General features: G+C 65.1%; 11 protein-coding genes. 4 read left to right on the forward strand and 7 right to left on the reverse strand.

Going from position 1 to position 12,380, the window contains the following annotated elements; translation table 11 throughout:
• The first annotated feature begins 59 nt into the window (after positions 1 to 59).
• Together mfd and LT948_RS14330 are read left to right on the forward strand one after the other, a co-directional pair.
• Positions 60 to 3,506 (forward strand): transcription-repair coupling factor, encoded by a 3,447-nt coding sequence (gene mfd, locus LT948_RS14325; RefSeq protein ID WP_003091189.1) that lies wholly within the window; start codon positions 60 to 62, stop codon positions 3,504 to 3,506.
• 10 nt (positions 3,507 to 3,516) lie between these two features.
• Complete coding sequence (locus tag LT948_RS14330) at positions 3,517 to 4,146, forward strand: CsiV family protein (protein ID WP_003091190.1); 630 nt, start codon at positions 3,517 to 3,519, stop codon at positions 4,144 to 4,146.
• A gap of 46 nt (positions 4,147 to 4,192) precedes the next feature.
• Here the strand turns inward: LT948_RS14330 and LT948_RS14335 are convergent, their stop codons facing one another.
• The 3 genes from LT948_RS14335 to psrA form a co-directional block, all read right to left on the reverse strand.
• The gene (locus LT948_RS14335) at positions 4,193 to 4,930 is read right to left on the reverse strand and encodes an S-methyl-5'-thioinosine phosphorylase (RefSeq protein WP_003091193.1); all 738 of its coding nucleotides are present in this window, start codon (positions 4,928 to 4,930) and stop codon (positions 4,193 to 4,195) included.
• A gap of 11 nt (positions 4,931 to 4,941) precedes the next feature.
• Complete coding sequence (gene nagZ / locus LT948_RS14340) at positions 4,942 to 5,940, reverse strand: beta-N-acetylhexosaminidase (RefSeq protein ID WP_003118092.1); 999 nt, start codon at positions 5,938 to 5,940, stop codon at positions 4,942 to 4,944.
• Between the two features lie 201 nt (positions 5,941 to 6,141).
• Positions 6,142 to 6,843, reverse strand: a complete 702-nt coding sequence (psrA, locus tag LT948_RS14345; protein WP_003091195.1) for a transcriptional regulator PsrA — start codon at positions 6,841 to 6,843, stop codon at positions 6,142 to 6,144.
• 231 nt (positions 6,844 to 7,074) lie between these two features.
• Here psrA and lexA point away from each other — a divergent pair, with 231 nt between their 5' ends.
• Together lexA and sulA are read left to right on the forward strand one after the other, a co-directional pair.
• Positions 7,075 to 7,689 (forward strand): transcriptional repressor LexA, encoded by a 615-nt coding sequence (gene lexA, locus LT948_RS14350; RefSeq protein ID WP_003091196.1) that lies wholly within the window; start codon positions 7,075 to 7,077, stop codon positions 7,687 to 7,689.
• 11 nt (positions 7,690 to 7,700) lie between these two features.
• A complete protein-coding gene (gene sulA / locus LT948_RS14355; protein WP_003091197.1) occupies positions 7,701 to 8,186 on the forward strand; it encodes an SOS-induced cell division inhibitor SulA in 486 nt (161 codons plus the stop codon).
• A 21-nt stretch (positions 8,187 to 8,207) separates the two neighbouring features.
• Here sulA and LT948_RS14360 read toward each other — a convergent pair whose 3' ends face one another.
• From LT948_RS14360 to LT948_RS14375, 4 genes are all read right to left on the reverse strand, one after another.
• The gene (locus tag LT948_RS14360; RefSeq protein ID WP_003109483.1) at positions 8,208 to 8,441 is read right to left on the reverse strand and encodes a hypothetical protein; all 234 of its coding nucleotides are present in this window, start codon (positions 8,439 to 8,441) and stop codon (positions 8,208 to 8,210) included.
• A 205-nt stretch (positions 8,442 to 8,646) separates the two neighbouring features.
• Entirely contained in the window at positions 8,647 to 9,165 is a 519-nt protein-coding gene (locus LT948_RS14365) for a DUF6586 family protein (protein ID WP_003091199.1), read from the reverse strand.
• A 106-nt stretch (positions 9,166 to 9,271) separates the two neighbouring features.
• Complete coding sequence (gene topA, locus LT948_RS14370; RefSeq protein WP_003091201.1) at positions 9,272 to 11,878, reverse strand: type I DNA topoisomerase; 2,607 nt, start codon at positions 11,876 to 11,878, stop codon at positions 9,272 to 9,274.
• A gap of 90 nt (positions 11,879 to 11,968) precedes the next feature.
• Positions 11,969 to 12,232 (reverse strand): DUF1653 domain-containing protein, encoded by a 264-nt coding sequence (locus LT948_RS14375; RefSeq protein ID WP_003109484.1) that lies wholly within the window; start codon positions 12,230 to 12,232, stop codon positions 11,969 to 11,971.
• Positions 12,233 to 12,380 lie beyond the last annotated feature (148 nt).

A 12,380-nucleotide genomic window follows, 5' to 3' on the forward strand; every position in this document is an offset into this window, starting at 1 on the left:
AGCAGTCGGGAAAGTTACAATCTGGCGGGTCAAATTCCCGACCGGAGCCCAGCTTGCCCGTGTCCGTACTGCGTCTTCCCAGCCTGCCGGCCAGCGCCGGCAAGCAACACTGGGGCAACCTCCCCGGTGCCGCGCTGAGCCTGGCTGTCGCCGAGGCCGCCAGTTCCGCCAAGCGCTTCACCTTGCTGCTGACCGCCGACAGCCAGAATGCCGAACGCCTGGAACAGGAACTGCGGTTCTTCGCCCCCGACCTGCCGGTATTGCATTTCCCCGATTGGGAAACCCTGCCCTACGACGTCTTTTCGCCGCACCAGGACATCATTTCCCAGCGCATCGCCGCCCTCTACCAGTTGCCGCAGCTCAAGCACGGCGTGCTGGTGGTGCCGATCTCCACCGCCCTGCACCGCCTGGCGCCGACCCGCTTCCTGCTCGGCAGCAGCCTGGTCCTCGACGTCGGCCAGAAACTCGACGTCGAGCGGATGCGCCTGCGCCTGGAAGGCGCCGGCTACCGCTGCGTCGACACGGTCTACGAGCACGGCGAGTTCGCCGTCCGCGGCGCACTGATCGACCTGTTCCCGATGGGCAGCGAGTTGCCCTTCCGTATCGACCTGTTCGACGACGAGATCGAGACCCTGCGCACCTTCGACCCGGAGACCCAGCGCTCCATCGACAAGGTCGAGTCGATCCGCCTGCTGCCGGCACGCGAATTCCCCCTGAACAAGGAAGCGGTCACCGGTTTCCGCGGCCGCTTCCGCGAGCGCTTCGACGTCGACTACCGGCGCTGCCCGATCTACCAGGACCTCGCCAGCGGTTTGACACCCTCGGGAATCGAGTACTACCTGCCGCTGTTCTTCGAGGAAACCGCGACCCTCTTCGACTACCTGCCGCAAGACACCCAGGTGTTCTCCCTGCCCGGCATCGAACAGGCCGCCGAGCAGTTCTGGAATGACGTACGCAGCCGCTACGAGGACCGCCGGGTCGATCCGGAACGGCCATTGCTGCCGCCGGCGGAAGTGTTCCTTCCGGTGGAAGACTGCTTCGCCCGGCTGAAGAACTGGCCACGGGTGGTCGCCAGCCAGGAGGACGTCGAGCCGGGCGTCGGGCGCGAGCGCTTCCCGGCCCTGCCGCTGCCGAACCTGGCGATCGAAGCCAAGGCCGCCGAGCCGCTGGCCGCGCTGCGCCGGTTCATCGAGGAGTTCCCCGGCCGCGTACTGTTCTGCGCCGAATCGCCCGGACGCCGGGAAGTCCTGCTGGAGCTGCTGGCCCGACTGAAGCTGCGCCCCGAGGAAGTCGACGGCTGGCCGGCCTTCCTCGCCAGCCAGGCACGCCTGGCGATCAGCATCGCGCCGCTGGACGAGGGCCTGCTGCTGGACCATCCGGCACTCGCCCTGGTCGCCGAAAGCCCGCTGTTCGGCCAGCGCGTCATGCAGCGCCGGCGCCGGGAAAAGACCCGCGACGGCGGCGACGCGGTGATCAAGAACCTCACCGAGCTGCGCGAAGGCGCGCCGGTGGTGCACATCGACCATGGCGTCGGCCGCTACCTGGGCCTGATCACCCTCGAGGTGGACAACCAGCAGGCGGAATTCCTCATGCTGCAATACGCCGAGGACGCCAAGCTCTACGTGCCGGTCGCCAACCTGCACCTGATCGCCCGCTACACCGGCGCCGACGACGCCCTGGCGCCGCTGCACCGGCTCGGCTCGGAAACCTGGCAGAAGGCCAAGCGCAAGGCCGCCGAACAAGTTCGCGACGTCGCCGCCGAACTGCTCGACATCTACGCCCGCCGCGCCGCCCGCGAAGGCTTCGCGTTCAAGGATCCGCAGGCCGACTACGCGACCTTCTCGGCCGGCTTCCCGTTCGAGGAGACGCCGGACCAGCAAAGCGCCATCGAGGCGGTGGTCGCCGACATGCTCGCGCCCAGGCCCATGGACCGCCTGGTCTGCGGCGACGTCGGCTTCGGCAAGACCGAAGTGGCGATGCGCGCGGCGTTCGTCGCCGTGCATAGCGGCAAGCAGGTGGCGGTGCTGGTGCCCACCACCCTGCTCGCCCAGCAGCACTACAACAGCTTCCGCGACCGCTTCGCCGACTGGCCGGTGAGCGTCGAGGTGATGAGCCGCTTCAAGAGCGCCAAGGAAGTCGAGAACGCCGCGCGGCTACTGGCCGAAGGCAAGATCGACATCCTCATCGGGACCCACAAGCTGCTCCAGGAAGACGTGAAGTTCGCCAACCTGGGGTTGGTCGTGATCGACGAGGAACACCGCTTCGGGGTGCGCCAGAAGGAGCAGCTCAAGGCCCTGCGCAGCGAAGTGGATATCCTCACCCTCACCGCCACGCCGATCCCGCGGACCCTGAACATGGCCGTCTCCGGCATGCGCGACCTGTCCATCATCGCCACGCCGCCGGCGCGCCGCCTGTCGGTGCGCACCTTCGTCATGGAGCAGCAGAACGCGGTGATCAAGGAAGCGCTGCTCCGCGAACTGCTGCGCGGCGGCCAGGTGTACTACCTGCACAACGAAGTGAAGACCATCGAGAAGTGCGCCCGCGACCTCGCCGAACTGGTCCCGGAGGCGCGCATCGGCATCGGCCACGGACAGATGCACGAGCGCGAGCTGGAACAGGTGATGAGCGACTTCTACCACAAGCGCTTCAACGTGCTGGTGGCCTCGACCATCATCGAGACCGGCATCGACGTGCCCAGCGCCAACACCATCCTCATCGAGCGCGCCGACAAGTTCGGCCTGGCCCAGTTGCACCAGTTGCGCGGCCGCGTCGGTCGCAGCCACCACCAGGCCTACGCCTACCTGCTGACACCGCCGCGCCGACAGATGACCCCGGACGCCGAGAAACGCCTGGAAGCCATCGCCAACGCCCAGGACCTGGGCGCCGGCTTCGTCCTCGCCACCCACGACCTGGAGATCCGCGGCGCCGGCGAGTTGCTCGGCGACGGCCAGAGCGGGCAGATCCAGGCGGTCGGCTTCACCCTCTACATGGAAATGCTCGAACGGGCGGTGAAGGCCATCCGCAAGGGCGAGCAGCCGAACCTCGAGCAGCCGCTGGGCGGTGGGCCGGAGGTCAACCTGCGGGTGCCTGCGCTGATCCCCGAGGATTACCTGCCCGACGTGCATGCCCGGCTGATCCTCTACAAGCGCATCGCCAACGCCCCTGACGAGGAAGGTTTGCGCGAGTTGCAGGTGGAGATGATCGACCGTTTCGGGCTCCTGCCCGATCCGGCGAAGAACCTGATGCGCCTGACCCTTCTGAAGCTGCAGGCGGAAAAACTTGGAATCCTCAAGGTCGATGCCGGACCGCAGGGCGGTCGTATAGAATTCGCCGCCGATACCCAGGTCGACCCGCTGGTACTGATCAAGCTGATCCAGGGCCAGCCGAACCGCTACAAGTTCGAAGGCGCAACCCTGTTCCGCTTCCAGGTGCCCATGGAACGACCGGAAGAACGCTTCAATACCCTGGAGGCGCTGTTCGAGCGCCTGACACCGCAAACCACCTAAGGATTAGCCTATGCGCTTGTTCCGTTGCCTTGCCCTGCTGCTCTCACTGGCCGCCCCCGCGGCATTCGCCGGCGGTCCCTACCAGGTGGAACTGGTGGTGTTCCGCCAGGCCGGCGATGCCGTGCCGTCCAGCCAGCCGGCGCCGGACGACTGGGCCACCGGCGCACAGCCGCTGGCCAGCGACGCCCTGCGCGCCACCGCGCTCGACAACCAGCTCGCCAAGCTCAGCCAGGACAACGGCTACACCGTGCTGCTGCACAAGGCCTGGCGCCAGGACATCGGCGAGACCCCGGTGAAGATCGCCCTCAGCGAAGGCCAGGAACAGGATCATCATTTCCCGGTGGAAGGTACGCTGACCCTCAGCCAGGTGCGCTTCGTCGACATGGAGGCCGATTTCTGGGTCAATCGCTTCGGCGACGACGGTTTCCTCGCCGGCAGCCAGCACATCAGGCAGGGCACGCGGCTGAAGAATGGCGAACTGACCTATCTCGACCATCCGAGCCTGGGCATCCTGATCAAGGTGGTGCCGGTCGGCGCCCGTCCCGCCGCCCCCAATCCCATGGAAATGGAAGAACAGCAGGCACCGGCGGACGCGCCTCCCGTCGAAGGCGGTTTCGACGCCGCACCTCCTGCGCAATAGCGAAAAAGGCCGCAATAGCGGCCTTTTTTTTCGTTGCGATGGCCGCCTAGCCGGCCAGGACCCGCGCCAACACCTCGCGCACCTTGCCGATGCCATCGTGCAACGCCTGTTCGATTTCGGCCATGGTGATGATCCCCGCCGACTTCCCCGCCGCGGGATTGACCACCAGCGCCAGGCAGGCGTAGGGCAGGTCCAGCTCGCGGGCCAGTGCTGCCTCGGGCATGCCGGTCATGCCGACGATATCGTTGCCGTCCCGCTCCAACCGGGCGATTTCCGCCACCGTTTCCAGGCGCGGCCCTTGGGTGCAGGCGTAGACCCCATGGCTGCTGTGCGCCAGCCCCAACGCACGCAATGCCTCGATCAGGCGCTGGCGCAACGGCTCGTCATAGGGGTGGCTGAAATCGATATGGGTGACATGCTCGATATCGCCGGCGAAATAGGTGTGCTCGCGTCCCGAGGTGTAGTCGATCAACTGGTGCGGCACGCACAGGTGCCCCGTTCCCATCGCCGCATGGATGCCACCCACCGCGTTCACCGCGATCACCGCCTCGGCACCCGCCTGCTTCAGCGCCCAGAGATTGGCGCGGTAGTTCACCTGGTGCGGCGGGAAGCGGTGCGGATGACCGTGACGCGCCAGGAACAGCACCTCGCGCCCGGCGTAGCGGCCACGCTGGAGCGGCGCGGACGGCGCGCCATACGGCGTTTCGATCGGCAGGGACTCGCTCAGCGTCAGCCCTTCCAGCTGGGTCAGGCCGGTTCCTCCGATAATCGCGTAGACACTCATCGACAGCTCCCTCAATCAATCAGTTGCGCGGCGCGCAACGCGGACAGTGCTTCCAGCCAGCGCGGCTGCTGGCGATAGTCGGTATTCGCGTAGCCCTTGCCGCGCATGCGTTGCAGACGCGACGGCGGGGTCACCTTCAGGCGTTGCAGGGCAGCCAGGGCCAGCTCGGCGGAAGCCCGGTCGTTGCACACCAGACCCATGTCGCAGCCCGCGGCCAGGGCGGCCTCGATGCGGCTGGCGGCGTCGCCGACCACATGGGCGCCGGCCATCGACAGGTCGTCGCTGAAGATCACCCCGTCGAACTTCAGCTCGCCGCGCAGGATCTCCTGCAACCAGCGCCGGGAAAAGCCGGCGGGCTGCGGGTCGACCTGCGGATAGATGACATGGGCCGGCATCAGCGCGTCGAGCTGTCCGGCCAGGCGGGCGAACGGAACCAGGTCGCTGCGCCGGATTTCCTCGAGGCTGCGCGCGTCTTCGGGAATCGCCACATGGGAGTCGGCCTCGGCCCAGCCGTGACCGGGAAAATGCTTGCCGGTGGCGGCCATCCCGGCGGCATGCATGCCGCGAATGAAAGCACCGGCAAGCAGCGCGGCACGCTCCGGGTCGCCCTCGAAGGCGCGGCTACCGACCACGGCGCTGCGCTGGTGATCGAGATCCAGCACCGGCGCGAAACTCAGGTCGAGGCCTACCGCCTGCACCTCGGTCGCCATCAGCCAGCCACAGTGCTCAGCCAACTCTTCGGCATTGGGGTTGTCGGCGATCGCGCGCATCGCCGGCAGGCGCACGAAGCCCTGGCGCAGGCGCTGCACGCGCCCTCCTTCCTGGTCGACGGCCAGCAACAGGTCGGGGCGGATAGCGCGAATGGCCGCACACAGTTCGCGAACCTGGGCAGGATGCTCGATGTTGCGAGCGAAGATGATCAGCCCGCCCACCTCGGGGTGGCGCAGGATTTGGCGGTCCTCGGCGGTCAGCCAGGTGCCGCCGATGTCGAGCATCAGAGAGCCTTGCATGAAGAGTCCTATGGCCTGGAAATCAGCGAAGCCCGCCGTCACGGGCCTCAGACAGCGCACACTGTACTGCACCCGGCAGAAAGACTTAAGTCCCGGGGCGGTACCGCGCGCCTGCCAATGGAGCCGGCCCGGCGCATGGAGTTCCGCCCGGAGCACAGAGAAAGGGGAAAGGAAAACGGCGCCCTCGGGCGCCGTCTGCAATCAGGCCTTGGCGGGCGTCTTGTTCCGCGGGCGCAGTTGCGCCCCGGCCAGCAGCGGATCGTCGATGCCGCTCTCGGCGCGCATGCCGGCGGCGAAGAACGGCACCATCAGGTGCATCACCTGCTCGGTGGAAGTGTTCACGCCGAAATCGGTTTCCGCCATCGCCCGCAGGGCCTTGATCCCCGACATGCTGAAGGCGGCCGCGCCGAGCATGAAGTGCACGCGCCAGAACAGCTCGATGGGCGGCAGCTTCGGCGCCGCCTCGTTGACCAGCAGCATGTAGCGCCGGAAGACCTTGCCGTAGACCTCTTCCAGGTACTTGCGCAGGTGCCCCTGGCTCTGGCTGAAGGCCAGGCCGAGCAAGCGCATGAAGATCGACAGGTCGTTGCCGCTGCGCGGCTTCACCGCCATCGCCTGGGACACCAGCAGGTGCAGGAGGTCCTCCAGGGTGGCGTGCTGGGCCTCGGGCTTGGCCTGGCGACGATCCAGCTCCTTCTCCAGGCTGGCGCAGAATGGCCCGAGGAAGCGCGAGAACACCGCCTGGATCAGCGCCTTCTTCGAACCGAAGTGATAATTCACCGCCGCCAGGTTGACCCCGGCCTTGCTGGTGATCAGACGCAACGAGGTTTCGGCGAAGCCTTTTTCCGCGAACAGCTGTTCCGCCGCATCGAGAATGCGTTCGACGGTTTCCGACTGGGCCATGGTTTCTCCGCCTGACAAACACTTGTTTGAAACATACGTTTCAGCCACATCCCTTGTCAAGCGGCAGATGACGCACCAGTCAGGAAAATTACAGAGAAGTCCCGAAAAACGGAAGCAAGACACTGGCCAACTTCATCGTGACGCAGGACGAAATGTCATGCGGAAAATCATTGCCACGCCTCGCTCACTGTATATAATCCCAGTCACTGGATAAAAACACAGAGCGACGACATGCAGAAGCTGACGCCCCGCCAAGCCGAGATCCTCTCCTTCATCAAGCGCTGCCTGGAAGACCACGGCTTTCCGCCGACCCGGGCGGAAATCGCCCAGGAACTCGGCTTCAAGTCGCCGAACGCCGCCGAGGAGCACCTCAAGGCGCTAGCGCGCAAGGGCGCCATCGAAATGACTCCGGGCGCCTCTCGCGGCATCCGCATTCCCGGCTTCGAACCGCATGCCGCCAACGACGATGAGGGCCTGCCGGTGATCGGACGGGTCGCCGCCGGCGCACCGATCCTCGCCGAACAGAACATCGAGGAATCCTGCCGGATCAATCCCGCCTTCTTCAATCCTCGCGCCGACTACCTGTTGCGCGTGCGCGGCATGAGCATGAAGGACATCGGCATTCTCGACGGCGACCTGCTGGCCGTCCACGTCACCCGCGAAGCGCGCAACGGCCAGGTGGTGGTCGCGCGGATCGGCGAGGAGGTCACGGTGAAACGCTTCAAGCGCGAAGGCAGCAAGGTCTGGCTGCTGGCGGAAAACCCTGAGTTCGCTCCGATCGAAGTCGATCTGAAGGAGCAGGAACTGATCATCGAAGGCTTGAGCGTCGGCGTGATCCGACGCTGACAGGAGATACCATGCAGACCTCCCACTCGCTGCCCAGCGCCCAGTTGCCACTGTTCCAGGAAGCGTTCTGGGCCAGCAACGGCGCTCCCTTGCTCGACGATGTCATCGACAGCCCTTCCAGCGCCTCCATCGAGGAACCCGCTGCCTTTAGCGAACTTTCGCTCAGCGGCCTGCCAGGGCACTGCCTGACCCTGCTCGCACCGATTCTCCGCGAGCTCAGCGAGGAACAGGATGCCCGCTGGCTGACCCTGATCGCTCCGCCGGCGAGCCTGACCCATGAATGGCTGCGCCGCGCCGGCCTGAACCGCGAGCGCATCCTGCTACTGCAGGCGAAGGACAACGCCGCTGCCCTGGCGCTCAGTTGCGAGGCCTTGCGCCTGGGCCGCAGCCACACCGTGGTCAGTTGGCTGGAACCGCTGAGCAGGGCGGCGCGCAAGCAACTGTCCCGCGCCGCCCAACTGGGCCAAGCACAGAGCCTGAATATTCGTCTGGGTTGAAAAAACGGCGGGGGACAGCGTTCAGTGCAGGACGCGGGGGCCTTCGTCGTGTTCCATCTCACCCTCGGCAAGACGACCGGCCATTTGCACGCCGACATTGAACATGGCCTTGGCCACTTCGACATGCTGGCCTTGCAGGAAATTCTTCGCGTCCCCGGAGAACTCCAGGGTCACCAACGCCTCCTCGTCATCGGCGCGACGCAGCACGATGCGCCCGTCGGGCATTTCTACGATTTCAAGGAAGGATGTTGGCATGACAGACGCTCTCTACGAAGACGCGACATTGTAACAGCCCATCCAGTGCATCCCTAGCCCGCATCCGCCTTCCGGTTCCGCTCTCGCGCCTGTAACGGCGGTTCCAGAGCGCCCGGACGGCATCCGCTAAATTTTTTTGCTGGCAAATCAACCGAGTGGAACGGTAGGAAAATTTCCTACCGCTGATCGGCGAATGACGACGGCGTTACAGCTCCGTCAAGCTCTCGCGAAAACGCAGGACCAGTTGCTTCAGCGACTGCCGCCATTCCTCGAGGGTCTCGCGAGAAAGCAAGGGGGCGTCTTCGTCGATACTCACGGCAACGATCAACGGTGTGCTGGGGTCGATCTTCGCTGCCTTGGTCGGTCGCGGCGGCAGGAACAGCTCGGAGTAGGCGCCCAGCAACTGGCCCAGCCAGGTTTCCGGCTGCGACGCCAACTCCACCAGCTCAGCCAGCTCGGGGCTGGGCGCGGCCGCCAGCACTTCGGCATTCAGCAATGCATCCACGCGAGGAGCGGCAGCCTGCGGCAGACGGTAGTAACCGGCGATCTCATGGCATACACCGAGCACTGCGCCATAAAGGTGGAACAGCGCCGATTCGCGCTCCCCCTGGATGATCGCCTGGGCATTCATCGCCCGCTCGGCATCGGCTCGCTTCCAGGCCTCCAGAGCCAACCCGGCGAAATACAGCTTCTGGTTGGTGCGGGTATAAAGCTCTTGGGCCATGCCGGTACTCCCGGTTAAAACTGGAAGGAATGCGGAGCGCAGGCCAGGTCAGCGCCCGGCCTTCGCGCAGTATAAGCGTGCCCCATGCAAGCGGGCGCGCCATCCATCAGCGCTTGTCTTCGACCTTCCACTTGCCGCCATCGTAGAAGGCGCGCCAGCCGGTGGGCTTGCCATCGACCTCGGACTGCACGTATTGCTCCTTGGTCTTGCGGCTGAAACGGATCACCGCGGGACGGCCGTCTGGGTCTTTCTGCGGGGCGTCGCAGAGGTAATGGTACTTGGGATCCAGCTCGGCCTTGTGCGGGATGATCTCGCTCACCAACGGCGCGCGGGTCTCGCGGTTCTTCGGGAACTGGCTGGCGGCCAGGAACATGCCCGAAGCGCCGTCGCGCAGCACGTAGATATCGTCCACCTTCTCGCACTTCAATTCAGGCATGCGGATGGCGTCCATCTTCGGCGGCGCCGCCTCGCCATTCTTCAGCAGCTTGCGGGTGTTCTTGCAGGTCGGATTGGTGCAACCGAAGAACTTGCCGAAACGGCCGGTCTTCAACTGCATCTCGCTGCCACACTTGTCGCATTCCAGGCTCGGCCCTTCGTAGCCCTTGATCCGGTACTGGCCTTCCTCGATCTCGTAGCCCGGACAGTCGGGATTGTTGCCGCAGATATGCAGCTTGTGTTTCTCGTCCAGCAGGTAGGCGTCCATCGCGGTACTGCAGATCGGGCAGCGATGCTTGCCACGCAACACCCGCGACTCGGACTCGCCCTCGTCGTCCGCGGCGATCTCGTCGCCGGGAATCAGGTTGACGGTCGCCTTGCAACGTTCCTTCGGCGGCAGGCTGTAGCCCGAGCAGCCGAGGAACACGCCGGTGGAGGCGGTACGAATCATCATCGGCCGGCCGCACTCGCGGCAGGGAATGTTGGTCAGGGTCGGCTGGTTGGCGCGCATCCCCTTCTCGCTGACTTCGGCCACCTCGAGCTTCTTCTTGAAATCGCCGTAGAACTCGTCGAGCAGGTGCTTCCAGTCGCGCTCGCCCTGGGCCACGTCGTCGAGATGCTCCTCCATCCCGGCGGTGAAACCGTAGTCCATCAGGTTGGCGAAGCTCTCGTTGAGCCGATCGGTGACGATGTCGCCCATCTTCTCCGCATAGAAGCGGCGGTTGTGGGTGGTTACGTAGCCGCGCTCCTGGATGGTGGAGATGATCGCCGCGTAGGTCGAGGGGCGGCCGATACCGCGCTTCTCCAGTTCCTTGACCAGGCTCGCTTCGGAGTAGCGCGCCGGCGGCTTGGTGAAGTGCTGGCTCGGATCGAGCTTGATCAGCTTGAGGTTCTCGCCTTCCTTCATTTCCGGCAGGACGTCGTCCTCGCCCGGCTTGCTCTGCTGCGGCAGTACCCGGGTATAACCGTCGAACTTGAGGATGCGGCCCTTGGCGCGCAGCTCGAAATCGCCGGCGGTGACGCTCACGCTGGTCGAGAGGTATTCGGCCGGGGTCATCTGGCACGCCACGAACTGGCGCCAGATCAGGTCGTACAGGCGCTCGGCGTCGCGCTCCATGCCGGACAGCTGGGTCGGCTTGAGGTTGACGTCGGAAGGACGGATCGCCTCGTGCGCTTCCTGGGCGCCCTCCTTGCTCGAGTAGACGTTGGCCTTGCCCGGCAGGTACTTCTGGCCGAACTCGTCTTCGATGAAACCGCGGACCATGCCAATGGCATCGGCCGACAGGTTGGTCGAGTCGGTACGCATGTAGGTGATGTAGCCGGCCTCGTAGAGACGCTGGGCCATCATCATGGTCTTCTTCACCCCGAAGCCCAGGCGGTTGCTCGCCGCCTGCTGCAGGGTGGAAGTGATGAACGGCGCCGAGGGTCGGCTGGAGGTCGGCCGGTCCTCGCGCTTGGCGACGCTATAGGCCGACGCCTTGAGCTTTTCCAGGGCCGCCATGGCCTGGGCTTCGTTGAGCGGCTTGAAGGCCTCGCCCTTCTCGCGGGTAACCTCGAAGCGCACGTTGGCGCCCTTGGCGGTACCGAGGTCGGCATGCACTTCCCAGTACTCTTCCGGGACGAAGGCGCGGATCTCGCGTTCGCGCTCCACCACCAGCTTCACCGCTACCGACTGCACGCGACCGGCGGACAACCCGCGGGCAATCTTCTGCCAGAGCAGCGGCGAGACCATGTAGCCGACCACGCGGTCGAGGAAACGCCGCGCCTGCTGGGCGTTCACCCGGTTGATATCGAGCTCGCCGGGCTGGGAGAAGGCCTCCTGAATGGCCTTCTTGGTGATTTCGTTGAATACCACGCGTTTGTAGCGGCTTTCGTCACCGCCGATGGCTTCCCGCAGGTGCCAGGCGATGGCCTCCCCTTCGCGGTCCAAGTCGGTCGCGAGATAGACGGTGTCGGCGTCCTTGGCCAGGCGGCGCAGCTCGTCGATGACCTTTTCCTTGCCGGGCAGGATCTCGTACTTGGCCTTCCAGCCATGCTCGGGGTCGACCCCCATGCGCGAGACCAGTTGGCGCCTGGCCTTCTCCTTCGGTGACAGCGCCGGCGCCTCGGAGGCGCTCTTGCGGCCCTTGGCCGCCGGCTCCTTGGAACTCGACGAACCACTGGTGGGCAGGTCACGGATGTGGCCGATGCTCGACTTCACCACGTACTGGCTACCCAGGTACTTGTTGATGGTCTTGGCCTTGGCCGGGGATTCCACGATGACCAGCGATTTACCCATGGATCGGAAGGTTCCTGCGTCGAAAAGATGAATATAAAGAAGGGAGCGACTAGCGCGGCACCGCTATATATAGTGGCGAACGAGCCAAGGTCAAGCGCGGTCTTCCCCGCCGGGAGCTTTCTGCAAGCCCAGGGGATCGGCCTCGGGACTCACCAGGACGAAGCGCGGCACCCACTCGCCATCGACCTCCACGGCCTCGGTGAACATCTCCAGCGGACGCACCCAGAGACCGAATTCGCCGTACAGCGCCTGGTAGATCACCAGCGCCTCTTCCGTCTCCGAATGCCGCGCGACACCCAGGACCCGGTAGTTCTGTCCCTTGTAATGACGATAGAGCCCAGCCTGCAGGTCCATGTTCCTTACCTTGTCTCGAAAATCGGAAAACAACGGCACAATGCCGACATACAACAGCCCGGTATAGGCACGGATCGCACAATAGGCAAACCCGCGCTCCCGGGGCGTCATTCGCTCGATGCAGCCGGAAACGACTGACACTGAAAAA

Source organism: Pseudomonas sp. CP-1, assembly GCF_021213715.1.
Taxonomy (GTDB): domain Bacteria; phylum Pseudomonadota; class Gammaproteobacteria; order Pseudomonadales; family Pseudomonadaceae; genus Pseudomonas; species Pseudomonas aeruginosa.